General features: G+C 45.2%; 22 protein-coding genes and 1 pseudogene. 10 read left to right on the top strand and 13 right to left on the bottom strand.

The features are described from left to right. Window positions 1-137: 137 nt before the first annotated feature. The 5 genes from AB4585_RS19715 to AB4585_RS19695 all read right to left on the bottom strand — a co-directional run bounded on the left by AB4585_RS19715 (window position 138) and on the right by AB4585_RS19695 (window position 3,879). Window positions 138-872 carry a GntR family transcriptional regulator gene (locus AB4585_RS19715; RefSeq protein WP_372170678.1) on the bottom strand — a complete coding sequence of 245 codons (735 nt, stop codon included), beginning with the start codon at window positions 870-872 and terminating at the stop codon, window positions 138-140. Window positions 873-1,065: 193 nt separating this feature from the next. Next, complete coding sequence (locus AB4585_RS19710) at window positions 1,066-1,752, bottom strand: DNA-3-methyladenine glycosylase I (protein ID WP_017101307.1); 687 nt, start codon at window positions 1,750-1,752, stop codon at window positions 1,066-1,068. Between the two features lie 97 nt (window positions 1,753-1,849). Then, on the bottom strand, window positions 1,850-2,365 hold the full coding sequence (locus AB4585_RS19705) for a GNAT family N-acetyltransferase (RefSeq protein ID WP_372170675.1): 516 nt from the start codon (window positions 2,363-2,365) through the stop codon (window positions 1,850-1,852). Window positions 2,366-2,407: 42 nt separating this feature from the next. Continuing rightward, window positions 2,408-3,034 carry an HD domain-containing protein gene (locus AB4585_RS19700; RefSeq protein ID WP_108338599.1) on the bottom strand — a complete coding sequence of 209 codons (627 nt, stop codon included), beginning with the start codon at window positions 3,032-3,034 and terminating at the stop codon, window positions 2,408-2,410. Between the two features lie 185 nt (window positions 3,035-3,219). Then, window positions 3,220-3,879 carry an HAD family phosphatase gene (locus tag AB4585_RS19695; RefSeq protein WP_108338598.1) on the bottom strand — a complete coding sequence of 220 codons (660 nt, stop codon included), beginning with the start codon at window positions 3,877-3,879 and terminating at the stop codon, window positions 3,220-3,222. Window positions 3,880-4,290: 411 nt separating this feature from the next. On the opposite strand from AB4585_RS19695, the gene AB4585_RS19690 reads away from it, so the two are divergent. Next, window positions 4,291-5,619: an anaerobic C4-dicarboxylate transporter gene (locus tag AB4585_RS19690; protein WP_004732879.1), complete on the top strand. Its 1,329-nt coding sequence runs from the start codon at window positions 4,291-4,293 to the stop codon at window positions 5,617-5,619. Window positions 5,620-5,772: 153 nt separating this feature from the next. On the opposite strand, the gene AB4585_RS19685 is transcribed toward AB4585_RS19690, so the two are convergent. From AB4585_RS19685 to AB4585_RS19665, 5 genes are all read right to left on the bottom strand, one after another. Next, window positions 5,773-6,096 (bottom strand): DUF4144 domain-containing protein, encoded by a 324-nt coding sequence (locus AB4585_RS19685; protein WP_102503807.1) that lies wholly within the window; start codon window positions 6,094-6,096, stop codon window positions 5,773-5,775. 31 nt (window positions 6,097-6,127) lie between these two features. Then, window positions 6,128-6,394 (bottom strand): Txe/YoeB family addiction module toxin, encoded by a 267-nt coding sequence (locus AB4585_RS19680; protein ID WP_017069754.1) that lies wholly within the window; start codon window positions 6,392-6,394, stop codon window positions 6,128-6,130. Further along, window positions 6,384-6,641, bottom strand: a complete 258-nt coding sequence (locus AB4585_RS19675) for a type II toxin-antitoxin system Phd/YefM family antitoxin (RefSeq protein ID WP_102456248.1) — start codon at window positions 6,639-6,641, stop codon at window positions 6,384-6,386. Before AB4585_RS19675 ends, AB4585_RS19680 begins: the two co-directional genes overlap by 11 nt. Before the next feature lie 186 nt (window positions 6,642-6,827). Further along, window positions 6,828-7,619 (bottom strand): CLCA_X family protein, encoded by a 792-nt coding sequence (locus AB4585_RS19670; RefSeq protein WP_372135779.1) that lies wholly within the window; start codon window positions 7,617-7,619, stop codon window positions 6,828-6,830. A 120-nt stretch (window positions 7,620-7,739) separates the two neighbouring features. Further along, window positions 7,740-8,429: a flavin reductase family protein gene (locus AB4585_RS19665; RefSeq protein WP_372154489.1), complete on the bottom strand. Its 690-nt coding sequence runs from the start codon at window positions 8,427-8,429 to the stop codon at window positions 7,740-7,742. A 233-nt stretch (window positions 8,430-8,662) separates the two neighbouring features. On the opposite strand from AB4585_RS19665, the gene AB4585_RS19660 reads away from it, so the two are divergent. The 6 genes from AB4585_RS19660 (at window position 8,663) to AB4585_RS19635 (ending at window position 16,663) form a co-directional block, all read left to right on the top strand. Continuing rightward, window positions 8,663-9,994, top strand: a complete 1,332-nt coding sequence (locus AB4585_RS19660) for a ferric reductase-like transmembrane domain-containing protein (protein WP_017061619.1) — start codon at window positions 8,663-8,665, stop codon at window positions 9,992-9,994. A gap of 139 nt (window positions 9,995-10,133) precedes the next feature. Continuing rightward, window positions 10,134-10,541: a hypothetical protein gene (locus AB4585_RS19655; RefSeq protein WP_017054885.1), complete on the top strand. Its 408-nt coding sequence runs from the start codon at window positions 10,134-10,136 to the stop codon at window positions 10,539-10,541. Between the two features lie 168 nt (window positions 10,542-10,709). After that, the gene (locus AB4585_RS19650; protein WP_372106761.1) at window positions 10,710-11,648 is read left to right on the top strand and encodes a LysR family transcriptional regulator; all 939 of its coding nucleotides are present in this window, start codon (window positions 10,710-10,712) and stop codon (window positions 11,646-11,648) included. Between the two features lie 298 nt (window positions 11,649-11,946). Continuing rightward, complete coding sequence (locus AB4585_RS19645; protein WP_372127458.1) at window positions 11,947-13,827, top strand: TonB-dependent receptor domain-containing protein; 1,881 nt, start codon at window positions 11,947-11,949, stop codon at window positions 13,825-13,827. Window positions 13,828-13,841: 14 nt separating this feature from the next. Then, on the top strand, window positions 13,842-14,738 hold the full coding sequence (locus tag AB4585_RS19640) for an alpha/beta hydrolase fold domain-containing protein (RefSeq protein ID WP_372170670.1): 897 nt from the start codon (window positions 13,842-13,844) through the stop codon (window positions 14,736-14,738). Between the two features lie 551 nt (window positions 14,739-15,289). Further along, entirely contained in the window at window positions 15,290-16,663 is a 1,374-nt protein-coding gene (locus tag AB4585_RS19635) for a carbohydrate porin (RefSeq protein WP_372170667.1), read from the top strand. Between the two features lie 134 nt (window positions 16,664-16,797). On the opposite strand, the gene AB4585_RS19630 is transcribed toward AB4585_RS19635, so the two are convergent. Next, window positions 16,798-17,784 carry a LacI family DNA-binding transcriptional regulator gene (locus AB4585_RS19630; RefSeq protein WP_017061622.1) on the bottom strand — a complete coding sequence of 329 codons (987 nt, stop codon included), beginning with the start codon at window positions 17,782-17,784 and terminating at the stop codon, window positions 16,798-16,800. Between the two features lie 234 nt (window positions 17,785-18,018). On the opposite strand from AB4585_RS19630, the gene AB4585_RS19625 reads away from it, so the two are divergent. From AB4585_RS19625 to AB4585_RS19615, 3 genes and pseudogenes are all read left to right on the top strand, one after another. Further along, window positions 18,019-19,458, top strand: coding sequence for a sucrose-specific PTS transporter subunit IIBC (locus AB4585_RS19625; RefSeq protein WP_017064972.1), 1,440 nt, complete (start codon window positions 18,019-18,021; stop codon window positions 19,456-19,458). A gap of 196 nt (window positions 19,459-19,654) precedes the next feature. After that, window positions 19,655-20,614: an aminoimidazole riboside kinase gene (locus AB4585_RS19620; RefSeq protein ID WP_017061624.1), complete on the top strand. Its 960-nt coding sequence runs from the start codon at window positions 19,655-19,657 to the stop codon at window positions 20,612-20,614. Beyond that, window positions 20,611-22,064: pseudogene (locus AB4585_RS19615) on the top strand (sucrose-6-phosphate hydrolase). The gene AB4585_RS19620 and the pseudogene AB4585_RS19615 overlap by 4 nt, the downstream one beginning before the upstream one ends. Window positions 22,065-22,206: 142 nt before the next feature. On the opposite strand, the gene AB4585_RS19610 reads toward AB4585_RS19615, so the two are convergent. Both AB4585_RS19610 and AB4585_RS19605 read right to left on the bottom strand, forming a co-directional pair. Next, on the bottom strand, window positions 22,207-23,649 hold the full coding sequence (locus AB4585_RS19610) for an N-acylglucosamine 2-epimerase (RefSeq protein ID WP_372170665.1): 1,443 nt from the start codon (window positions 23,647-23,649) through the stop codon (window positions 22,207-22,209). Between the two features lie 143 nt (window positions 23,650-23,792). Then, the gene (locus AB4585_RS19605; RefSeq protein ID WP_372170662.1) at window positions 23,793-24,440 is read right to left on the bottom strand and encodes a glutathione S-transferase family protein; all 648 of its coding nucleotides are present in this window, start codon (window positions 24,438-24,440) and stop codon (window positions 23,793-23,795) included. Between the last annotated feature and the right edge of the window lie 96 nt (window positions 24,441-24,536).

Below are 24,536 nucleotides of genomic sequence, written 5' to 3'. Positions count from 1 at the left end.
GGGGAAGTAGTGGTGATTTTCTAACGATGGAAGAGGGCTTTACGCATAAAAAAGAGAAGTAAACGCTGAGGCTTACTTCTCTCTTGTTTGTTAACGAAAAGTTGTTAACAAAAGATTTGGCTATCTAGTTAACAGAACTATGACTTGCTCTTGAGCAGATCAGAGAACACCACATGCAGATCGCTCGAAGCTGTGTTGCTGTCTAGGTTTAGCTTGGAGCGAATGTGGTTTAAATGCTCTCGCATTAGGTCAACAGCTTGCTCTTCATCGCCAGACTCTATCGCATCCAGCAATCCTTCATGCTCATCCAAAGAGCAGTTCGAGTGGCTGCTGGTTTCGTACTGGGCAATAAGCAGAGAGGTTTGCGATACCAAGCTGCGTTGGAAAGCCAGCAGTGGCGCGTTCTCAGCCATTTCAGCCAGTTTGATGTGGAACTCACCAGATAAACGTAAGCCAGAACCATAGTCACCTTGGTCAAAGGCGCAGTTCTCTTTCGCGACCAGTTTTCTACACTCGTCGATTTGGGCTTTGGTTGCGTTCTTAACCGCTAGCTCAGTGATCGCAATTTCCATCACTTCACGTGCTTTGAAGATTTGTTTGGCTTCGTCTACCGTTGGCGCAGCAATCACTGCACCTCGGTTAGGACGGATCACCACAACTTGTTCTAAGGAGAGACGCAGCAAGGCACGGCGGATAATAGTACGGCTAACGCCAAAGATTTCTGCTAGTGCTTCTTCGCTTAATTTCGTGGCTGGTGGCAGCCTTTGTTCTAGTATCGCGTCGAAGATATGGCAGTAAACAACATCGTCTTGAGTCTGGCCTGTTACTTTCGTTTTTACACCTTTGGAGACAGAGTTTTTGAGAACTGTCATAGAGATAAGGACCCTTGTTTAGTCGAGTTGGCTTGGTCGAGAATAATTCATGAGTATTACTCTATATTGTATACATTTATCTATACAATGCCACTGGATGAAAGTGCGATGCACGCTTATTTGTTAATGACTTATAACATTTAGTTTGCAGGGAACTGTGTGCAATCTAAAGCTTTAAGCCATTCTTCTTGAACTAGACGCGGTTGTCGCCACAGCTGTATGCCACGATCTGGCTGATTTCGCTGAGGCTACGACCTGATTGCTGCTGCCATTCGTTGAAAGCCTTACTCGCCGCGACTTGTGCTCGCTTGGTGTTACGACCGCTATCCACCACATCGGTACTGCGCAAATGCGCTTCAACGTCCGATGACAAGATGAAGGTATCTTTGCCCATTTGGCGTAAGGTGTAAGCGCCAGTGTTACCGCCCAGTCGCTTGCCGTGTTTCTTCAGATAATCCCAAAGTTCGGTGATGCGTTCTGATGGCCAGTCGGCAACCATTTGCGAGAACGAATCGGCCTCACGCTTGGCGTTGTGAATCATGGTGGCATTGGCAGGGATGGTCATCACCTTAGTAAGGTGACGAATAATGCGCGGATCTTGCGCTTTCTGTTCCCACATCTCATTCGGCAGCATCAGCATTTTTTCGATATTGAATTCAAAGAACACTTCTTCAAATTGCGGCCATTTCTTTCTCACCACATTCCATGAAATACCACACTGGAATACCTTTTCGGTAAAGGCTGCTAGCCAACGATCGTCGGTGATTTGCGATAACTCGGCTTGGGAAAGGGGCGCACGAACAATCTTTTCGAGTTCGGCTGCTCCGCCTTTACGGTGAGCCGCACGTTGATAAATGGTGTCGAATTTCTCTTGGGTCATTGGAGGTTCCAAACTAAAGCGATTCTTTATGATATGGGGACTAATTTCTATATGAAAAGGAGCTTAAGCCATTGTCTTCAAATCAAATGAAAGCCAATTAAAAGAGTTTCAATTCCATTTGATACAAGGGCCATGTTTTACCATTGAACTCTTTCACGCTCGGCTCTTTGTCGACCACCTGAAAGCCTGCTTTGTCGTAGCAGCGTTTTGCGCCGTGGTTTTGCTTAAATACCGCTAAGGTGATGGTGGTGACATCTGGTATTTGTTTCGCCTCCTCTAAGGCCGTTTCAAGCATCGATTGTCCTAACCCTTTACCTCGAAGGTTTGGGTGAATCGCGACTCGGCAGAAGCGAAGTTCATTGTCTGACATACGCTGAAATTCCATAAAGCCAAGTAAGTCATTACTTTTGGTGTCTGAGTTCGGTTCAGGTAATGAATGAGTTTCAGATAAGGTATATAGCTCGACATGTGGCTCTTGTGATCGTTCGATGATGGAGGTTGCTTTTAACGGCCAACCAAATGTTCGCCCACCCCACAACACGTAGTCTTCTAGGGATGTAAACCAAGTGACGATCTCTTCAGCGTCGGATGCTTTAAAGCGATTTATTTCCATATCCTTCTCTCTTCCTTATCGTGTGTCTCTTTTTCTAAGCCGCTAAACTTCCGAGCCCAATTGCTCAAGAAAACCACGCATGTAGTCGGTGCGCTTGTTGGCTTCTAACTTGGCGGATTCTGTATTCATGGTTCCAGCCAGCTTAAACAGTTTCACGTAGAAATGGTCGACGCTGTAATGCTTGTCATCCAAGTCACGATGTTCAGCGAATGGATCTTCGTGGTTATAGAGCTCTGCGTTAAAACTCTGGCCCACATACAGGCAGCGAGCAATGCCAATTGCGCCGAGAGAATCTAGGCGATCGGCATCTTGGACGATTTGAGCTTCTAACGTTTCAGGTGTGATGTTGGCGCTGTAGCTGTGAGTGACAATCGCATGATGGATCTCATCAAGATAGGACGCAGGATATTCGATAGATTTGAGGAAAGAGATCGCCCTGTCTGCCGCCATTTGTGAGCTTTGAGCGCGGTCTGGGTGGTTCTTTGGAAAGGTGAAGCAATCATGAAGGTAAGCGGCGGGCACCACGACTTCAAGCTTAGCTTGTTCTTGAGTACATAAAGCCTTGGCGGTTTTGACTACGCGCTTAATATGGCTGATATCGTGCGCTGCATCTTGTGTCATCTCTTGCTTTGCAAAATCAAGCAGTTGGCTTTCAAATTTTTCTATCACGCGTCCCTTTCTCCATTATCAATATTGCTTCTCGATTTCCATCGTTTCACATCGACTTTAACAGTTTCAAGCGCGAGTTTTTATCTTTTATAAAAGGAATACCCACAAAAAAACCGACTCTGTGAGTCGGCTTAATAGAAAGGTTATTCTGTGTTGATTAAAGCGTTATCAACGGTAATAAGAGCCTAAGCTGCAGCTTGTTGAAGTTTTGCTAACACATGATGCAAAGAAGGGCTGATAGTGTGTCCAAGCGCTTTCACTTCTTCGCAAGGCTCAACCAAATCAGGGATCTGGAAGCTGATCATGTTGGCTGCCATTGATGCGCGAATACCGTTGTTTGAGTCTTCAAACGCTAGGCAGGCTTCAGGGGCAACACCTAGGCGTTCTGCCGCTAGCAGGTAGATCTCGGGGTGAGGCTTACCATTGGTGACTTCACAGCCTGTGCTTAGTGAGGTGAAGTAAGAATCTAGGCCAGCCAGCTCAAGCTTCTTTTTCGCGATATCAAGCTGAGTGGAGGTCGCCACCGCGATTGGAATGTCATTCGATTTTAGCCATTCAAGCAGCTCAATCACGCCATCTTTTACCGGGATTGCTTGGTTTTTAACAATTGCACTGTAGCGGGTGCGCCATTCATTATTCAGCGCTGGGTAATCTAACCCTTCACCGTAACCATTTCGAAAAATCTGTTCGATGGTTTTTGCGTTACAACCAATGATGCCTAGGTAGACATCTTGCAAAAACGGAACACCTTGCGCGTGACATGCGTCTTCAAAAACCTGCATACAAAGTCGCTCAGTGTCGAGCAGCAGTCCATCCATATCAAAAATAGCAGCTTGAAAATTCATATACGTGGTTCTTTCTGTGTTGTCGTCGTGAGGACGGGTATTTTGACATAGTGTCTAGTGATAGGCGAGTCAGCGTTCAGTAAGAATGTATTCAATCGGCTCGGCAATATGCTTTTGAATGACTTTAAATGTGATTGATTGTGGTTGGAATAATATCGTTGAGTTATGAGCCTGGTATTTTATAGGTCATCCAGATCTAACAGATACAATTATGATTATTCCACATAACAAATCTAGGTCGTGCGTCTGTCTTCTTATTACATTTCATAAACTTACGGGCGTGTTAGCGTGACCATAATCTTATAAAAAACAATTTGCGGAAGCCTGCAATCATAGTGTGACCAAGTAATAAGTAAAAGGCTGAACTAAAGGACAAAATATAATTAGTCCATATTTTTAGCAAGGTTGCTTATGTTGTATTTTGAGTTTCTATTTTTATTAGTCGTACTTTATATCGGGTCTCGGTATGGCGGTATTGGCTTAGGTGTTGTTTCTGGGATTGGCTTGGTTATCGAGGTGTTTGTCTTCAAGATGCCGCCAACGTCTCCACCTGTCACCGTAATGCTGATCATCCTCGCTGTTGTTACCTGTGCTTCGATCCTCGAAGCGGCTGGTGGCTTGAAATACATGCTTCAAGTTGCGGAAAGGGTACTGAGAAAGAACCCGAAACGCGTCACCTTGATAGCACCGTTCGTGACTTACTCGATGACTTTCTTATTGGGTACTGGCCACGCGGTTTACTCAATTATGCCAATCATCGGCGATGTTGCGTTGAAGAATGGCATTCGTCCTGAACGCCCAATGGCGGCTGCGTCTGTTGCGTCTCAGCTAGCTATCACGGCATCACCAATTTCTGCTGCTGTGGTCTATTACCTCGCACAACTTTCTGATATCCAACACTCTATTACTCTGCTTTCTATTCTGATGGTGACGGTTCCTGCAACCTTGTTCGGCACACTTTTGCTTTCTCTGTATAGCTTGAAACGCGGTAAAGAACTAAACGACGATCCTGAATACCAAGCTCGTCTAAAAGATCCTGAGTGGAAAAAGCGCATTGAAAGCACTACAGCGACCTCTTTGGATGAAGTACTTCCAACTTCGGCTCGTAATGCGGTATTGATTTTCCTACTTTCAATTGTCGTGATTGTTATCGTGGCGATGGTGCCTGAGATCAGAACCATCGTAGACGGCGACAAGCCAATCAAGATGTCGGTGATCATCCAAATGATGATGCTCTGTTTCGGCGGTATCATCTTGCTGGCAACCAAAACTGACCCGCGTGATGTGCCAAACGGTGTGGTATTCAAATCGGGTATGGTGGCAGCAATTGCTATCTTCGGTATCGCTTGGATGTCGGATACTTACTTCCAATACGCAATGCCTCAGTTCAAATCTGGCATCGTGGAAATGGTGACCAACTACCCGTGGACGTTTGCTCTAGCGCTATTCATCGTATCGGTTGTGGTGAACTCACAAGCAGCAACAGCACGTATGATGCTACCGGTTGGTCTCGGCTTAGGACTCGACCCAGCCTTGTTGATCGGCTTAATGCCAGCAGTTTACGGCTACTTCTTCATCCCGAACTACCCATCAGATATCGCAACGGTTAACTTCGATGTCTCTGGCACCACCAAGATTGGTAAGTGGTACTTCAACCACTCATTCATGTCGGTTGGTTTAATCGGTGTAGTAGGCGCATGTTGCTTAGGCTACGCACTGGCACAGATTTTTATCGCTTAATCTGACTTCTTGTCGCGTAATCTCACTTTTCATCGCTTAATTAAACTAGCGATAACGAGATAAAACGAAAAACAGCGCCTATTGAGGCGCTGTTTTTGTTTGTTCTGTTTGGAATTTCTGATTCGAATCTAGGTTTCGAATTAATAACCGATATTAACGAGGTTCAAAAGCGAGTGACTGAATCGCTTCTTCAATCGTTAGGAAGTGGATCTTCATCAGGCACACTTCGGCTTTCTGAAACTCGTGGTTTCGAATGAGTTTGGTCACGTTTTCAACCGAATACTGGTCCGCTCGTTTAGCTAGAGACAGTTTGTTAGAACTCGATTGAAGCGAATAGCTGTCGCCAACTGAATCGATGAGGTAATCCTCTTCGCCCAAGATCATGTCTGAGCATTCTGCTTGAAAATCGTTCTCGGACGCGACGTAAATAAGCTCATCATCACCGTCGAGTTTTACTAAAGATGGCCAACTGATCATTACTGCCCTTTCTATGTGCTGCTTACGGCTTTTAATAGTGGTGACGACAAGCAATTATGTAAAAGTTATCGTCATCTGCTTTATAGACTAATCGATTCTTGTCATCGATTCGTCTTGACCAAAATCCAGACAGGTTGCCGACTAGTGGCTCCGGCTTTCCAATCCCTTCAAAGGGCGTTCTTTTGGCGGCTTCAATCAACTTATTTAGTTTCTTGAGCGTTTTCTTGTCTTGGGTTTGCCAGTATAGGTAATCTTCCCAAGCATTATCTGTAAATACAATCTTTCGATCATTCGTCATTATTCAATTCTCGAACGGTTGTATTTCCGACTTCGAGTTGAGCAATGGATTCAGCCAATCTTTCAGCGTTTTTAGGCGAGCTCATTAGGTACAAGGTTTCTTGCATTGAATTAAAATGATCAAGAGACATGACCACTGCATCTTCTGAATCTCGTCTGGTTATTACCGTAACATCAGAATCGTCTACCACTCTATCGAGCACAGACTTAAGGCTATTTCTGGCCTCAGTAAAAGAAACAATATTCATCACTTATTTACCCTGTTGTTTTTGGATATGTTTAATCTTTCTATATACACAGAATAGTTAATTATTCATGAATTAACTGTTGTACATGTTCCGCTTATTGTACATGTTATCTCAGAGATTACACATGATCAACTTATGGTACATGTCACTCACTGTAAATCTGCAGAGTGTTACTGACTCAAAATGCTATTTACTTAAAGATCGGCCCAACGGCGCGAAGTAACCTTGCAGCGCTTGATAAATCTCTTTGCGATGCGTGAGATCTGGATAGAGAGGGAACATATCCGGTTTGGTCGTGCCATCGACTAAGTAAGAATTCTCGATATCTGAGCAGGATTCAATCGTAGCTTCAAAGGCACGAGCCATCATTTCTGTTGGCAATGAGAAGTAACGAGCCGACGTTGCCTTGTCGGCAATGACACTGCGTGCCACGTAATCGTGTTTGTCCAAGTTATTGTCGCTAAGCAATGTGGCGTCAAACACAGACATCAAACTTTCATTTAATGGATGAGGTCGCACCTTTCTATCGTGTAACCAACAGTCACTGGCGAACAAGATTTGCTTGCGAGGACCGGAGGTGTCACCAATCTCAAACGCTTTCTCAGCGATATAATGGTCAAATGCATGCCAAAACTCGTGTGCGAGCGCGCCAGCTCCGGCATTCTTCGCGAGGGCTAATTCTCGTTGGTTCGGGGCATAGTGTGCTTGTACGCCTTTTCTGCCGCCACTGCCGAACGCTAAGCCTAATGTGCCGCGAAGGCCAATCGCTTCTGGTGGCAAAGCCAAGATGTAAGCCAAGTCGGCTAGCGAATCGAATATCAGATTTGCGGCCAACTCTTTTTCTTCTTTCGTCACCCAAGCACCCACACGAATGCTGCCCATACCGAAGGTTTGTTTGATGTCCATGAATGACACCTGATCGCCATGTCGGTAGTCTGGGCCTTCGCGCGTTTTGTATTTAAAGTGAGTTAACTTCAAAAGGGTCCTTGGAAACAGACGTAAGAATGAATAGTGTGCTCAGTGAGATGCGCCTGTGTGAGATGCATCTCTTGGAATTAAAGGACGTTAGCACTTTTGATAGCAAATTGCCGAACAAAATTAGTTTAGATTGAGTTCGAAAGCTTCCCATGAAGTTGGGTTACCTTCACGAGTGAGTGGAAAGAGTGGCTGTTGTGGTTTTGCATAGCTTAATCGGTGCAGTCTTTGAGTTACGTGGTAGCTATCAAGCCCTGATACCGTGACCAAATCCAACGCTTCTAAATCAAGGTAGCCATCCGGCATCACGGCGCGTTTGGGTGCGTGAATTGTTATAACTTCACCGATCAACATTTGCGTTTGATTGCTTTCGATTGTTATCTGTTCTTTGAACGCTAACCCTATCTTTAAACTGCTCTCCAAGACGAAGGGAGCGGGGAATGTGTCGTCATAATAGGCCGTTAAGCCGACCGCGTTGAATTCTGAGACTGGTTTAGGGTAGCGAGCCGAGGTTTGATGGGCCTTTTTAACAAAGTCAGCACCAATGCTGTTAACGGTGAAGTACTTAGTTTCTAGGATGTTTTCTAGCGTATGACGTCGGCTTTTATCTGGGCGAACAATAAAACCAAGCAGCGCGGGATCAGACCCTAGGTGAATGACAGAGCTTACTATCGCAAGGTTTTCAAACCCCTGTTTATCACAAGTGCCAATTAGGTTGGCGCTTTTAAATCCAGACAAGGAATTAACTAAACGAATGCGGTGGCGCGGGTCCATTGTTTGGATATCTTGTTTAGAAAGGGTCATGTCCTTCATATCTTCTCTTCTTCTCATTTATTGTTATCTTCGAGCATGCTCACTAACGGACTTATATGTACGAAGAATCCGCTTTTATCGATCAAAGAGCGCTTATTGGCCGTGGGCAGTTTGTCTCTTTTATCTCTGCTACAGCACAATGAACGAGATCCTTTGCATAGATTTACGTACGTTGACGTCCCTTTACATCACAGGAGCTAAAGTAATGATGTCGTCTTTATGAGTGTTAACAAATGAAAACAGTCCGCAATATCATTTGGGCAATGATTGCCACAATGTCAGCCTTTTGGTTTGCGATGGAACCGCAATTATTCGCTTCAAGCGATGTCTTTGAATGGCGCTCAGCCATGATTCAGTACTCAGGTATTTTGTCTCTGGTGTTAATGTCCATCACAATGATCTTGGCGATGCGTTTGCCTATGGTTGAGAATTGGCTGAAAGGTATGGATAAAGCATATCGAGTCCATAAATGGCTCGGTATCGGTGGTGTTGCACTGGGTGTGACACACTGGTTGTGGTACCAAATACCTAAGTCATTGGTGGTGTCTGGTGTGTTAGATAAGCCTGTTCGACACGATGGTTCAGGGCCGCAAGCTGTTTTGACTGGATGGGAGTTATGGGTCAATGAATTACGCGGTATTGCTCAGAGTATTGGCGAGTGGGGCTTCTACTTGTTGCTCATTTTACTGGTGGCGTCACTATGGGCGGCAGTGAAGTACAAACCGTTTAAATTGTCGCACCGTCTGATGTCGGTTGCGTACCTGTTTATCGCTTTCCACTCAGTAATCCTGCTTAAACGAGCGTATTGGGGAGAACCTATTTATTATCTAACTGTGGCATTTGCTTTGGCTGGGTCTATCGCAGCGATTTACAGTTTGTTGGGCTTGGTTGGGCGTCGTAATCGTCACTCAGCGAAGATTATCTCGACTCGCTATTTTCCACAAGCTGAAGTGATGGAGCTGGTGTTAAAACCGGAGGCATCTTGGCAAGGTCACAAAGCTGGGCAGTTTGCGTACTTGCGTTTCGGTAATGAAGACCCGCATCCGTTTACCATTGTTTCTGGCAGTGATGATCCAGAGCTGCGCTTTTTGATCAAAGAGCTGGGTGATTTTACTAATGGCCTATATGAACGAGTGAAAGCGGGCGATGCGGTTACGGTTGAAGGACCCTATGGTCGACTTTATTTTGACCTAAGCAAGCCACAAATTTGGATTGCTGGTGGTGTCGGGATAGCGTCGTTTTTTGCAACACTTGAAGCGCTCAAAACAGAACGAGATCATCCTCGTATTCAACTGTTTTATTGTACTCGCGGTGTTGATAAGCAATTAATCGATGAGTTGTGGCACCTAGCACACGCGGTTGGTGTGAAGTTGACCGTGATAGATACCTTGCACTCACCGCGGCTAAACGCCGGAAGAATTGTCAATCAATGTGGCGACCTCAACGAGTACGAGATGTATTTCTGCGGGCCGGAGTTGTTCTCTACATCACTGAAAAAAGAATTAGACACCTATCAATTTGATATTGAAAAGCACTACCACGAAGAGCTGTTTGTGATGCGTTAAAGCCAACTATTGGAGCTGTGATTGTTAAATTAGTCAATCGGCACAGTGTAAAAAGGCGTAAAGTCACTCAATTTGTTATTGCAGCGGTTTGCTATTGAGCGATACCATATAGGGCTGTTTCTTTGGTAAAGATGTAATTATGTCAGATGAAAAACTCGCACTCGAATGGATGCGCCAACAAGCTCATAAAGTTGACCCATACGTTATCGATCCATCGTTTGATGAATGCGTTGAGTTGCTTGATCCTGCCTTCAAGAAAGGCAAGAGTGTTGCTCAACTCAAGTATCTGTTATCAGAAGCAGATCGCCGAGCGGGCGCGGCAGAACGTAAGCATGCGGCTTTAAAATACGCCAAAGAGAAAAGCCCAAATGCTGGTCAAATCTTGCGACTGCAAAGCAAGCTTCAACAAGTTCAGTTGGCTCTCAAGCTTGCCACTGGCGATAACAATATGACCATATCTCAGTTCTGTGCGGAGTACGATGTCTCTAAGCGTGACGGCAATACGGCATGGAATGAAAAGTTGGTGGAGCAGGGTAAGAGAAAGTAGCGATCTCTATTTCTATTTTTTGATTTAGTCGTTTTTCTATTGAACTTTAAATCATGCTCGCAGAGCCGTTAACTCGGTATCTTGAACCCCAATCATTGATATGCATTGCCGTGGTTTGAGCGCGGCGTATTGTCTCAACGATGCCCTCATTATTTTGGTGACGCACTCATGAACCTCTCCCAGATTGACCTGAATCTTCTTTTCGTTCTTAAGCATTTACTCGAAGAAAAACACGTCTCTAATACCGCAATGTCTCTGAACATGAGCCAGTCTTCGGTAAGTCGTACGCTACAAAAAATGCGTACCTTCTTTGATGATGAGCTGCTGGTACGTAAGAAGTATGGCTATGAGCTGACCCCAAAAGCAGAGTCGATTAAAAACGATATCAACACCGTTATTACTAACCTGGAAAAGTTGGTTCATAAGCAGTCGTTTGACCCAAGCAAGGTTGATAGTACTGTGAAATTTTATGGCTTACTGCCTCAAATTAATACCTTAATGCCCAAGGTGATCGCTAAGATCCGCAAAGAAGCGCCGAACATGATCGTGAGTTTAGATTCTGCGCCCAAGCGTCATTTCGAAGCCTTGGTCGCAGGTGATGTGCACTTTGCCTTATCTTCGCATCAGCCGCCTTCTGCTGAGCAAAATATCTATCGTATGACAGTGGCGAAGCGCACGTTCCGTTTGTTGATGAGCCGAGAGCACCCATTGGCGAATGAAACTCTGACCCCACAAAAGCTGGCGGAATATGATTTTGGCCAAGTCTCTCTACAAGGTGAGAAAAGGCTTTCTTTCGAACACAAATACCAAGAACTCGGTTTAGCCAATAAAAAGCAGCGCCTGTCTGCACCTGTGCAGTTGAGTAACTTCAGCTCGGCGCCAAGTATTGCTGCTGAAACCGACATCATCTTTCACCTTCCAACACCTTTTGCAGAAGCAGCGTGTCATGATCCCCGCCTGATCACCAGAGAAGTCCCAGAAGAACTCCACTTGAGCTTTCAAGAAGTTTATTTGTACTGGCACAAGCGATTTCATGATGACCCGATGTGTGAATGGGTACGTGAAATATTCAAAGACCTCTATGTAGGCAAAGATACGTACTCTTAAAAGAGAGTGACTTCTAGTTAAGTAAGCACCGAAGTCTGAGTGATTTGAGAGCCGTTATTCGCAACATCATCAGTTTCATATCAAGCATAAGATGAAGGTAACTATCCGTCTGGCGGATAGCGATATTCTATTTTGGCGATAGCATTATGCTTGAAGCGAATGATTTACGCCGCTCTAATTGAGAATGATTATTAAATGCAATCTCAATTTAAGTAGAGCCAAGATGAACACTATTCAAACGTTTACTCGTTCCCCCCTTTCTAAGTCTATAGCTGCTGCGTGTTTTGTATTCCCTGTGATGGGCTTTGCTAACGAACAAGTAAATCAAGTTGATACCGAAGCTTTGACCATTGAAGCGACGACTATGGAAACCATGGTTGTGACAGCAGCTGGTTATGAGCAGGTTGTCACTGAAGCGCCAGCGTCGATCAGCGTGATTACTCGTGAGCAGCTGGAAAACCGATCGTATAAAGATCTGACAGACGCGCTGCGTGATGTACCTGGTGTGATAGTGACAGGTGGTGGTTCGAGCCAAGACATTTCAATACGTGGTATGCCTGCAGAATACACGGCGATTTTGGTCGATGGACGCAAGCAGTCTGGCCGTGAAACACAACAAAACAGCAGTGGTGGCTTTGAGCAAGATTGGCTACCACCTCTAAGCGCGATTGAGCGAGTTGAAGTCGTGCGTGGCCCAATGTCGACGCTTTACGGTTCAGACGCGATTGGCGGTGTGATCAACATTATCACTCGTAAAGATTATCAAGAGTGGTATGGCAGCGTACGTGGTGAAACAACACTGCAAGAGAACTCAGACTCGGGCAATTCATATCAAAGCCAAGTGCATCTAGCGGGCCCTCTTATTGATGGCTTGTTGAGTGCTTCTTTCTCTGGTTTATATCAAGAGCGTAAGGAAGATGAGATTCTTTACGGATACGGAGGCAAAACATTAGAGAGTTACCGTGGCGCACTACACTTGACGCCTACGGATGACGATACTTTCTCGTTTGATTACACCTATCACGATCAAGAACGAGTGACGACGGATGGAAAATCGAAAACCACAGATTCTGAGCGTGTGAACAATCGTCAATCATTGGGCCTATCTCACTCAGGCAACTACGACTGGGGCTCGGGCACTTCATACATCAACAATGAAACGGTGGAGAATGAAGGCGGAGAAATGGAAGTGGAAAACCTGACTCTGAACTCACAATGGTCTATGCCTGTGCTTGAGGCGCACTACCTAACTATCGGCTTCAACTATACACGTCAGGAGCTGACAGATTCTGCAGAAGATCATGTCTTCAAAAATAACCAATGGTCACTGTTTGCGGAAGATGAATGGTACATCACCGATTCTTTTGCTCTAACAACTGGTCTCAGATTTGATCAAAATGACGTGTTCGAGTCTCATCTGAGCCCTCGCGTTTATGGTGTGTGGAGTGTCGACTCATATTGGACAGTGAAAGGCGGTGTTTCAACGGGTTATCGAGCACCAGGCTTAACTGAGATGGAAGCGGGTTGGGCGCAAGAAAGTTGTGGTGGCGACTGCTCGGTTTACGGTAATCCTGATCTAAAAGCCGAGACGTCAGTGAACAGTGAAATGGGCGTGTACTTTGTTGGCGATGCCGATTTAAGCTCGAACTTCACCGTGTTCTACAGTGACTTTAAAGACAAGATCGACAAGAAAGAGCTGAGCACTAACTGTGGCCGACGTGGTTGTGATTCTACCTACGTGAACATTGAAGACGCGATTACTTACGGTGCTGAATACACGATAAATAAAGGCATTACCGAGGCGATTTCTGTCGGTTCGACGTATACCTATACACATACTGAGAAGCAGTCCGGTGAAGATGAGGGTAAGCCACTAACGCAAATTCCTGAGCATTTAGCTACCGTAAATGCAGATTGGCAAGTACGTGATGATGTCCAATCTTGGATACGAGTGACATACCGTGGCAAAGAGTCAGAACCGACAACGAGTAGTTCAAAAACACAATACGAAGCGCCATCAATTACTTATGTTGACTTAGGTGCCAACTGGTATGTGCAAAAGAACCTTAAGGTGATGGCTGGTATCTACAACCTATTTGATGAACAAACCGATTACGAAGAGTTTGGCTACGTTGAAGATGGTCGTCGTTACTGGTTAGCAGCAGAAGCGTCATTCTAGATAAGAGGTTCATAATGAAAAAGATAACAAAATTACTGATGCTTTCATTTGTTGGATTATCGGCTGCTAATGCTAATGCTAATGCTAATGCGGTATACACAGTAGAAAAGGACATCTTGTTTAAGACGGTAGAAGCACGAGAGATCAAGCTTGATCTCTACCTTCCCAAAACAGAAGCAAAGGTTGATGGAAAATATCCGTTGCTCGTTTGGGTACATGGCGGTGCGTGGAAGCGTGGCACTAAAGACGATATTCCGACTAAAAACCCGTTGTTGCTTAATTCTGTTTTGGATGAAGGTTATGCGTTGGCTGCGGTCGATTATCTTTTAAGTTGCGAAGCAACTTTCCCAAAACCAGTCGCGGATATTAATGATGCTATTAACTATCTTCATGACCATGCTAACAAGTACAATCTTGCCGCCGATAACGTGGTTATGATGGGGCGTTCAGCTGGTGGTCATTTAGCGGGATTGGTCGGCGCAAGTAATACGCACGGTGACATTAGCTTTTACTCAGAACCTAAGTATCGAGTGGCTGGAGTTGTAAGCTTTTTTGGCCCGACGGATCTGCTGGAACTAGGTAATAAAGGGAACAGACCAACCAGTAAAAAGTCGTCGGTGTCACGCTTTTTAGGTGATATCCCGAGTGAAGTACCAGAGCTAGCGGCACAAGCTTCAACGACCAGTTATATAAACAGTGATGCTCCGCCTTACATTCAGTTCCATGGAACACTGGATAAGCGAGTGCCTTTAGCGCAAAGCCAGATCCTCAAACATGCTTTGGACAAGTACGGCATTGAGAATCAGCTGTTTATCGAGGAGGGTGTTGGTCATAGTGCTCCAATTTTTGATACCGATAAGTATGTACCGCATGTGATTGCGTTTTTAAAGCGACATTATCCAATTAAATAATCTCTACTTTTGTGACGTTACAACGCGCTAGAAAGCATTCATTGAGCCATTTAAAGCCAAGTTGATCACTAAGGTTCAACTTGGCTTTTTTATTGGAAGCTTTCATAAGTATCTGGATTCATTTCTAACTTCCCTTTTATGATTCGATCGTCATTTATTAGATCGAACAAAACCGTGTTCACCTTCGATAATCGAGTTATTCATCAGTTAAAGGTGGTGGTTATTGTGTGTTTCATCACGCTTTGTTCGTAACTGACTCTAGCTTATCGACGACCTTGATAAAGGCTTCAATGTGCGCGATACACTATTTTTCGCCCATTAATCAATTTCACTTGTGACAAAGTTATCAGAATTATGCATTTTCGGTAACGTTCCCGAAATTATCGATCTATCATCCACTCAGATACAAAAGTGAAGTAATCAACACGACTGATTTCTATTTCTTCTTCGATATAGAGCTTATACATCAAAAGTATAAGCCGAAATGTGCTTACGAATTATTTTGGGAACGTTTGCAGATAATCCAAAACAATTAACGTGAGAACATCAGAATGAAACGACACATTTTAGCGGTTGCTGTAACAATGGGGCTAATGACTACATCGGTATTAGCAAGTGAAGACGTTGCAGCATTAGAGCAACGTATTAATGAATTAGAACAAAGGGTTGCACAAACAGAGCAGGTCTCTACCGAGGCCAATGAAAAGGCTTCTTCGTTTGAGTTTCACGGCTATGCTCGCTCTGGGTTATTGATCAACGACGACCTAAACGGCGCGACAGGTACTGGTCCTTACATGACAGCGGCGGGTGCCATTGGAGCTCCAATTGGACGTCTTGGTGTTGAAGATGATCATTACGTTGAAGCGAACTTGATTCATAAGCGATTTGCAGACGATGGCTCTAGTGCTTTGTTTCGCATCATGTTGGCCGACAGTACTGAGACAAATAACGAGTGGACTGCCAGCGAAAGCCAGTTGAATGTGCGACAAGTGTATTCAGAACTGAACCGTCTGAGCATGTTCTCTGAATCTGAAGCGTTTTCTGAAGCAACGTTTTGGGCGGGTAAACGATTCGATCGCGACAACTTTGATATTCACTTTTTCGATTCGGATATTGTCTTCTTATCAGGTACTGGTGCGGGCGTTTATGACGTTCAGATGAGCGACAACTGGAAAGCGAATTTCTCTATTTATGGCCGAGATTTTGGTGAGATTGATAGCTCGTCAACAGATGTAGAAAACTACATTGCAACCATGAATAACCGTATTGGCCAATGGCAAGTGATGTTGAGCGGTATGACCTCAGCAGACAACGATAGCCGCCTAAATGGCGCAGCTGAAAGCGGTGTACACGCAATGTTTGCGTACCATGGAGACAACTTCTTTGGTCTGAGCGAAGGCTTCTCTAAAACGGGTATGTTAGTGGGTCGTGGCCTAGGTGCAGAGCTAAAAGGCATCGGTTCAAATGGTGATCTACTGGATGACGCGAAAGCCGTTCGCCTGTTTAGCTACGGTGTCACTCGCATTGGCGACAACTGGCGCTTAGCACCTGCATTAATGGCAGAGCATAGCCAAGACCGTTTGAAGAAGAATGACGAGTTCACATGGGCTTCTTTAAACGTTCGATTAGCTCAAGAGTTCACAGAGAACTTTGAGATGGTTTACGAAGGTTCATTGCAATACATGGATTTAGACAACTCGACAGAGCAAGCGAGCGGCGGTTTCTACAAAGCGACAGTTGCACCAACACTCAAGCTTTCAACTAGCACTGGTTTCTTTGACCGACCAGAACTGCGTTTCGCTGTGAGCTATGTGGATTGGAGTGAAGACCTAAATGGTTACTCGATCAGCACTGAAGCAGATGCTGCAACGATGGGAGAGGGCGGCGAGGTTCTGTTTGCACTGCAGATGGAAACTTGGTTCTAATTGCTTGATATATCGTTTAGATAGAGAGTGTTACTCATGATGTGATAGTCGCATCAGCAAATGCCAACCTTATCGTTTCAACTCGAAGGTTGGCATTTTTTATCTTGGGATAACCTGATCTCTGAAATAAATCGCTAGCAAGACTCTCGGTCAATAGTGGTGAAGGTCAACACCATCTTGCTCATTTCAAAGCCTTTTTTCTCAATACGGTCGAGTAGCAGCTTGGCTCCATTTTCTCCCGCTTTATCAAACGCATAGTTAAACGTAGACAGCGTTGGTGTGCATACTGAAGCGAGCTCATCGTCACCTACACCGAGCACCAATATATCCTTTCCTGGAACGAGCCCCGCTTCCTGAATGGCTCTGATCGCACCGATTGCGATACGGTCAGTGGCGCAGAATAGGCCGTCGAGCTTGGTGTGCTCCTTGAGATACTGCTTCGCCAGTTGGTAACCTGATTCTATGGTGAAGTCGCCACGGGCGTGAAATTGCAGTGTGAGGTCGTTAAATTGAAGCGATTGAGCGAAGCCTTCCGATCTCATCTTATCAACCGCAATATCATCACCTTGCACACCGATGAATCCCATATGCTTACAAGCTTTCGCTATGAGGCGATTACCCGCTTCAAACCCTACGCGAGTGTCGTCGTGCACAATGCTTGGGATGTTAAACATTGACCCGTCTTGACCAACCAATACCACGGGTACGGCAGAGCTTTGAATCGCTTTGACTAATTGGTTGTCGAGGTGGGTCGCGTACAGGATGATACCTTCAACACGCCTCTGGTTAAATATCTGAATATATTCAAGTTCTTTATGGTGTGTTTGGTGTGTGCTCGCTAATAATACATGCTTGCCCGCTTGCTCTAAGACGGCGGTTAAACCATCGACACCCTGAGAGGTGGCATGGGAAGAAACCCTAGGAACAATCACGCCAACCAGGTTGGTTTTTTGGGACTTTAAGTCTTTAGCGACTTGGTTTGGGAGATAGCCACACTCTTCAACTGCTTTACGCACCTTCACCTTGGTCGCGTCTTTTACGCCATACTCATCATTGATTACTCTTGAAACCGTCGACTTGGAAACTCCAGCGAGACGAGCGACATCATGAAGACTAGCCATTATTCATTATCCAATTGTAATTTTAGTTTTGGGATTGTTTGCAAACAGAGCATCAAATTTACCTGTTATTAGGGGATTTTAACCCTGTCTTCTTATCCTAGGGAGATAATTTGAAGATCATTCTCACACTATTGAGCAGTTATCTTTGATCATTTGTTATTTCTAGGCAAAAATTTGTTTTGCAAACGTTCCCGAAAGTTCAAAAGCTCAAATGATAATCCAATGGGGTATGTAATGAATTATCCAAAAATAGCAAAAGAGCTGCTTTCTCTATTAGGTGGTAAAAGTAATATCACCGCACTCGCACACTGCGCGACTCGTCTGCGTCTTGCGGTTGCAGACCAAGATAAAATTGATGAACAGGCGATTGATAACCTAGAAGGGGTTAAGGGCCAGTTTAAAGTGGCAGGTCAATATCAGATCATCTTTGGCTCAGGCATCGTAAACCAAGTTTATGCTGAGTTGGCTAAGCTGACTGAAATGACGGAAATGTCGACCAACGATGTGGCGTCTGCAGGTGCTGACAACCAAAATATCCTGCAACGCGCGGTGAAAGGCCTGTCTGATATTTTTGTACCAATCATTCCGGCGATTGTTGCTGGTGGTTTGTTGATGGGTATCTACAACCTATTGACGGCTCAAGGCTTATTCATTGATGGCAAATCTTTAATCGACGCTAATCCGGGTTTGACCGACTTAGCAAACATGATCAATACATTTGCTAATGCTCCTTTTGTGTACTTACCTATTTTATTAGCATTTTCAGCGAGTAAGAAGTTTGGTGGTAACCCATACCTTGGCGCGGCTTTAGGTATGTTGATGGTTCACCCAGACTTGCTTAACGGCTGGGGCTTCGGTGGCGCATCAGTGTCGGGCAGCATTCCGGTTTGGAACATTTTAGGTTTCGAAATCGAGAAAGTAGGCTATCAAGGTTCAGTACTACCCGTTCTTGTTTCTGCGTTTATTCTAGCGAAAGTTGAGCTTGGGCTGCGTAAAGTTATTCCTTCGGTTCTGGATAACTTGCTAACGCCGCTATTGGCGATTTTCATAACTGGTTTGTTAACATTCACGATTGTTGGTCCATTTACTCGTGATATCGGCTTCCTGCTTGGTGACGGCCTAAATTGGTTATACAACAGTGCTGGCTTCATTGGCGGTGCGGTGTTTGGTTTGATTTATGCGCCGTTTGTTATTACTGGTATGCACCATAGCTTTATTGCTATTGAAACTCAGCTGCTTGCGGATATCGCAACGACTGGCGGTACGTTCATCTTCCCTATCGCGGCGATGTCTAACGTGTCACAAGGTGCAGCGGCACTGGCGGTTGGTTTCATGAGTAAAGATAAGAAAATGAAAGGTATCGCGATTCCTTCTGGTGTGACTGGCTTGCTTGGTATTACTGAACCTGCAATGTTCGGTGTGAACTTGAAGCTTCGCTATCCATTCATTGCTGCGGTTTGTGCCGCTGCGATTTCAAGCGCGTTTATCACGATGTTCAATGTGAAAGCACAAGCACTGGGTGCGGCGGGTATTCCTGGCATCATCTCAATATCACCAGAAAAGATTGGCTACTACGTGGTAGGTATGATTATCGCGTTCGTGACTGCCTTTGCTCTGACCGTTGTTTTAGGTCTGCGCGAGCGCAGCAAGCAAAACATTAAAGCAACAGCTTAACGTTTCTCCCTAGAAGTGAAGCCCCCCTTTTCACTTCATTTCCTAAGCTTTGGGGTGCTAGCTAGGTGATTTTGGCTTAGCTAGCCTTTTTATATTTTTACATGACAGCGTGAAGTGTCACCTTGCTTTTGGTTGCTACTGCTTTCGATTGCCATCGCTTTCGGTTGTCATGATTTTCAGTTTTAAGGTAAGAAAGATGAATCAAGTTTGGGTAACTGGAGACGCCGTCGTCGACCTCATTCCGGAGACTGACGCGACATTATTGAAATGTCCGGGCGGTGCGCCTGCTAATGTCGCGGTAGCGATTTCTCGCCTTTTAGGCAAAAGCGCATTTTTTGGCCGAGTGGGTAACGATCCGTTTGGCACTTTTATGGAAGTGACTCTGCAAAAGGAAGGTGTGAATACCGAGCGTTTGGTGAAGGACCCTGAACAACGCACGTCAACCGTGGTGGTCGATCTTGATGACCAAGGCGAGCGTAGCTTTACGTTTATGGTTAAGCCAAGTGCCGACCAGTTTATGTCTGTTGAAGACATTCCCGAATTTAAGAAAAACGAGTGGCTACACGTCTGCTCGATCTCTTTGGCTAATGAACCAAGCCGAAGCAGTACCTTCGAAGCGATCCGACGTATGAAAGCCGCGGGCGGTTACATCAGCTTCGATCCAAACCTTCGTGATGAAGTGTGGCAAAACCCATCTGAAATTAAGTCTGTGGTCATGAAAGCGGTTGAATTGGCTGATGTGGTTAAATTCTCAGAAGAAGAACTGGATTTCTTAACCGATTCAACTTCGATGGAACAAGGTTTGGCTAACATTGCAGATCTTAACAACACGCTTGTTCTGGTTACGCAGGGCGCGAAAGGCGTTTGGCGAGTATTTGAAAACCAAGGTGTGTTGATTTCAGGTCGCTCAGTGACACCAGTGGATACCACGGGTGCAGGCGATGCTTTTGTTGGCGGTTTGCTTGCAAAGCTTTCTCAAGATGATGAGTGGAACAATCAACAAGTCGTCGATTCTGCAATTCAGTGGGCGAATGGGTGTGGTGCACTGGCGACCACGCAAAAAGGCGCAATGACCGCACTTCCAACGCAAGAAGCTCTTACTCAGTTTATTCAAAAAGACTCTTCAAATACGAATGCCGTAGAGGAGAGTGTATGAGTTTGAACTCGAACTGGACAGTAGAGCAAAGATATCGCCGTATAGAAGATATTTCTCTAGAGAGTATTGATGCGATGGTAGAGCTTCGCAAACAAGACTCTGGCTATCCAAGCTACCATATTGCGCCTAAGTTTGGTCTGCTTAATGATCCGAATGGTCTGTGTTTCTTTAATGGTGAACACCACCTATTTTACCAATGGACGCCAGTTGGCCCCGTCCATGGTATGAAGTACTGGTACCACCTTTCTACCAAAGACTTCGTTCATTTCGAAGACCACGGCATTGGCTTGCACCCAGACCAAGATTACGACTCTCACGGTGTTTACTCTGGTGGTGCATTGGTTGAAAACGACAATGCATTGTTGTTTTTTACAGGTAACAAGCGCGACGGAAATTGGTTGCGAGTGCCAACTCAATGTTTTGCCAAGATGACTGCTGACGGCAAAATAGAAAAGCACGGCGTGGTTATCGAAAACGATCACTACACCGAACATTTCCGCGACCCAAAAGTGTGGAAACAGGGCGGCGATTATCTGATGGTTGTGGGTGCTCAAACGCCTCAAAATACTGGCTCTATGGCTCTATGGCGCTATATTGCAGCCGAGACCTGATGAATTGGCAGCACAAAGGTCCAATTCAAACTCGTTACAACAACCTTGGCTATATGTGGGAATGCCCAGATTTCTTTGAAATAGAGAATCAGTCGGTGATGCTGTTTTCTCCACAAGGTGTGTCTAGCGAAAATCCATACGATTTCAAAAATATCTACTCGGTGGCTTATATCGTCGGTGACCGCTTAAATCTCGATTCGGTAGAACTGGAAAACCACCAAGATATTGCGCAGCCAGATTATGGCTTCGATTTCTATGCACCACAGACTTATTTAGATGATACAGGCCGCCGTATTCTGATTGCTTGGATTGGTCTGCCTGAGATTGATACACCATCTAATGAGTATCAGTGGGCGGGCATGTTGTCGTTACCACGCGAACTTCAAATCCAAGATGGCTATCTTGTTCAGTCTGCTTTACCTGAATTGAAAGCGCTACAGGGTGAAGCTGTGGTGGTTGAAAATGCTCTTGAATTGGATACAACCAGCTTCATAGTTGAGCTCGAAACGGATACTGACGAGTTTGAGTTTACACTTACTAACGTTGCGGGTGATAACATCGTATTCAGTGCTACAGAAAAGGAGTTCATGCTTGATCGCAGTAAAATGTCTCAGCTCTACGCGGAAGAGTTTGGCTCAGTGAGAAAAGCACCGAGGTTGAGCACCAAGCAAATCATCGAGGTTTATGTTGATAAGTCAGTGATCGAAATCTTTATCAATGGCGGTAAGCACACAATGACCAGCCGTTTCTTCATTGATGACTTGAGTTCATTGTCGATGACTGGTGACGTGAACACCGTTTATCACTCGATGAACCCAATTAAAGGGTTGGACAACTAACCTCCGCTTATCTCCATCAAGAAAGCCGCTGATCAACAGCGGCTTTTGTTTGGTCTGCGACATCACTATTGTGCTAACTCTTTGACCTTGTCCATTCCCCGTAGCCCTGAATCTCAAGTCCATTTAGAACAAACAACCAACGCTAAGGTCGAATGTTATTGAAACTGACCTTCTGCGTTCCGTCATCTTTATTCAATAGCTCCACCACATCGCCTTGATAGTAATACGGTTCCATTGGCATCTCGCTGTTGGTCGGCCTTGCGTAATGCAATACTGCTGGCTTCGCGTCAACTTGCTGTGCGTATAGATAGCCAATCAGCGCATGTTCAAACTGGTGATAACCGTTGCCCCAATGGAAAGCTTTGGTGCGTTTTGGCTCAAGCCCGACACCGCCGTATTTATGGTCGACCCATACATCATGAAAAGTGGGTAGGGTGTATTGCAGGACGTCTTTCATTGAATCATCGACAAGTGAAACCGTCATTGCTGCTTGATCAAGCTCCGCCCATTCCCATGATGAAGCCCAATTTGTGTTTGGTCTGCTTTGCCAGCCAGTTATCTCTTGTCCTTTCCACGCTTTCTGAAGTTCTTCGCCATAATATTGGGATACACTCACGAAATTTTTCTGATATTGCGCATGAACGAGAGTGTGTTTCATCCCTTTGATGCCAAACTCTTTCCATTCAGAGTTATTCAATGTTTGGCCTGTAAGGTAAGTCATCCAATACGCTTTGATGGTGTGCCCAAAATCGTTGTGATTAGCATTCGGCATCTTGGCGGCTTTGCTGTGAATGGCCCCGCAGAAGCGTTGTTCATCTTCAGAGTGGTAGTGCTCGACCATGGTTTGTGTCAGCCAACTTAGATCATCAAGCCATCTTGTCTTGGTGGGCTCTTTTAGCAGGGGAGCGACTAACAGCATATAACCGTTAATCTGATCAAGTTGCGCGACCAGTTCACGCTGTGTGGCTTTGCCATCTTCACCATCCGCAAGTACCCAAGCAAGACCGCTGTTGTCGCTAAGTCGATATTTATCAAAGATAAAAGCTTGTTGTGCGATGAGTGCTTCTTCTACCTTTTTGTCTTGAGTCAGGTAGTAATACATGGCAAGGCCAACTAATGCATACGCTTGATCTTGAGAAGTACGCTGCTGCCAATTCTGGCCTACTTTTCCCTCTTTTGTGTAGCCGATAAAGCCGCCGTTTTGCTTATCTTCTAGCTGATCAATGATGTAGTCGGCTCCTTGCTTGGCAAGCGCTAAAGCCTGCTTATCGCCACTAAGGTGGTAGAGCACGCCATAGGCATAAGTTTGACGTGACTTCATCCGCGTAAACTCTTTGCCAAAGTGTGGCGTGATCCAGCCTTTGTTTAGTTCATGGCACACATCAGAAACATCGAGCAAGGTACCGTCATCACAGCGGAAAGTAGGGAAGTTTCCTACCGGTTCTCCTTGAGCGCTAGGCATTAACCAATAAGGTGCAAGCCCTTCAGTCGCATGGTTGAGCCACTCTTCTCCAGAAGGAAGATGGGCGTTGGCAGATACGGCGAAGCTAGTAATACTGAGTAATGCGATCGTTGCTCGTAACATGATGTTTATCTTAACTATTTGAATTTCTTTGAATATAAACAATCACATCTGCACATTGTGATTAGGCGATCACAATCGACCAAATTAATAAGGTTTAGATAAAAGCTCACAGACTAGTGAGCTTTGGAAGGGTGTCTTGTATTTTATACTGGCTTGCCCGCCTCATCTTCTTCAACCACATCGGTTTCTAAGCTTGCCTCTGCCAGCCATTTTTGTATTGATGGACTGTTAAGCACACGTTGTTGATACTGCGATGCCTTTTCGGAAAGTTGTATTCCATAGGTTTCTACGCGCAATGCGACGGGTGCAAACATCGCATCGGCAATCGACCATTCACCAAATAACCATCCCTCTGGGTATTGTTCCATTTGTGCAGACCATATTGCATCAATACGAGCGATGTCTTTCAGTGCGTCTTCACTCAGTGTGAGCTTTCGTTGTGCGCGGCAGTTCATCGGCATTTCATTTCTGACGGCAAAAAATCCAGAGTGCATCTCGGCGGAAATTGCTCGGGCATGGGCGCGTTCTTTCACTGAACTGGGCCATGCTACGCCGTTCAAGTGAGCGTCGTTAACGTATTCGAGAATGGCCAATGAATCCCACACAGCAACGTCACCGTCAACTAGGGTTGGAACCTTGGCCGTTGGCGTCACTTTCGCCAGAGTGTCGTAAAAATCGGAGGTGAATAGCTTGAGCTTGATGACTTCTGTACTCAGGTTGTAGTTGTCGAATATTAGCCATGCGCGCAGTGACCAAGTTGAGTAGTTCTGGTTTCCAATATAAAGCTGCATAGTTGCTTCCTTGCGTTTAGTGGGTATGTATTGAGCCTAGGGGCATGCATTTGAGCTTAGGGGATTGTATTGCGGCGTACTAACGGATAATTTTGA

Source organism: Vibrio sp. 10N.222.49.C9, assembly GCF_041474985.1.
Classification (GTDB): domain Bacteria; phylum Pseudomonadota; class Gammaproteobacteria; order Enterobacterales; family Vibrionaceae; genus Vibrio; species Vibrio crassostreae_C.
Note: the sequence above shows the minus strand (reverse complement) of the source record. Positions and strands in the feature narration are given on the sequence as shown.

What these genes read in the sequence shown, in the direction of transcription:
- AB4585_RS19715 (WP_372170678.1), bottom strand. Translation starts at nt 872, where the DNA reads ATGACAGTTCTCAAAAACTCTGTCTCCAAAGGTGTAAAAACGAAAGTA.
- AB4585_RS19710 (WP_017101307.1), bottom strand. Translation starts at nt 1,752, where the DNA reads ATGACCCAAGAGAAATTCGACACCATTTATCAACGTGCGGCTCACCGT.
- AB4585_RS19705 (WP_372170675.1), bottom strand. Translation starts at nt 2,365, where the DNA reads ATGGAAATAAATCGCTTTAAAGCATCCGACGCTGAAGAGATCGTCACT.
- AB4585_RS19695 (WP_108338598.1), bottom strand. Translation starts at nt 3,879, where the DNA reads ATGAATTTTCAAGCTGCTATTTTTGATATGGATGGACTGCTGCTCGAC.
- AB4585_RS19690 (WP_004732879.1), top strand. Translation starts at nt 4,291, where the DNA reads ATGTTGTATTTTGAGTTTCTATTTTTATTAGTCGTACTTTATATCGGG.
- AB4585_RS19685 (WP_102503807.1), bottom strand. Translation starts at nt 6,096, where the DNA reads ATGATCAGTTGGCCATCTTTAGTAAAACTCGACGGTGATGATGAGCTT.
- AB4585_RS19680 (WP_017069754.1), bottom strand. Translation starts at nt 6,394, where the DNA reads ATGACGAATGATCGAAAGATTGTATTTACAGATAATGCTTGGGAAGAT.
- AB4585_RS19675 (WP_102456248.1), bottom strand. Translation starts at nt 6,641, where the DNA reads ATGAATATTGTTTCTTTTACTGAGGCCAGAAATAGCCTTAAGTCTGTG.
- AB4585_RS19665 (WP_372154489.1), bottom strand. Translation starts at nt 8,429, where the DNA reads ATGAAGGACATGACCCTTTCTAAACAAGATATCCAAACAATGGACCCG.
- AB4585_RS19660 (WP_017061619.1), top strand. Translation starts at nt 8,663, where the DNA reads ATGAAAACAGTCCGCAATATCATTTGGGCAATGATTGCCACAATGTCA.
- AB4585_RS19655 (WP_017054885.1), top strand. Translation starts at nt 10,134, where the DNA reads ATGTCAGATGAAAAACTCGCACTCGAATGGATGCGCCAACAAGCTCAT.
- AB4585_RS19650 (WP_372106761.1), top strand. Translation starts at nt 10,710, where the DNA reads ATGAACCTCTCCCAGATTGACCTGAATCTTCTTTTCGTTCTTAAGCAT.
- AB4585_RS19645 (WP_372127458.1), top strand. Translation starts at nt 11,947, where the DNA reads ATGGGCTTTGCTAACGAACAAGTAAATCAAGTTGATACCGAAGCTTTG.
- AB4585_RS19640 (WP_372170670.1), top strand. Translation starts at nt 13,842, where the DNA reads ATGAAAAAGATAACAAAATTACTGATGCTTTCATTTGTTGGATTATCG.
- AB4585_RS19635 (WP_372170667.1), top strand. Translation starts at nt 15,290, where the DNA reads ATGAAACGACACATTTTAGCGGTTGCTGTAACAATGGGGCTAATGACT.
- AB4585_RS19630 (WP_017061622.1), bottom strand. Translation starts at nt 17,784, where the DNA reads ATGGCTAGTCTTCATGATGTCGCTCGTCTCGCTGGAGTTTCCAAGTCG.
- AB4585_RS19625 (WP_017064972.1), top strand. Translation starts at nt 18,019, where the DNA reads ATGAATTATCCAAAAATAGCAAAAGAGCTGCTTTCTCTATTAGGTGGT.
- AB4585_RS19620 (WP_017061624.1), top strand. Translation starts at nt 19,655, where the DNA reads ATGAATCAAGTTTGGGTAACTGGAGACGCCGTCGTCGACCTCATTCCG.
- AB4585_RS19610 (WP_372170665.1), bottom strand. Translation starts at nt 23,649, where the DNA reads ATGTTACGAGCAACGATCGCATTACTCAGTATTACTAGCTTCGCCGTA.
- AB4585_RS19605 (WP_372170662.1), bottom strand. Translation starts at nt 24,440, where the DNA reads ATGCAGCTTTATATTGGAAACCAGAACTACTCAACTTGGTCACTGCGC.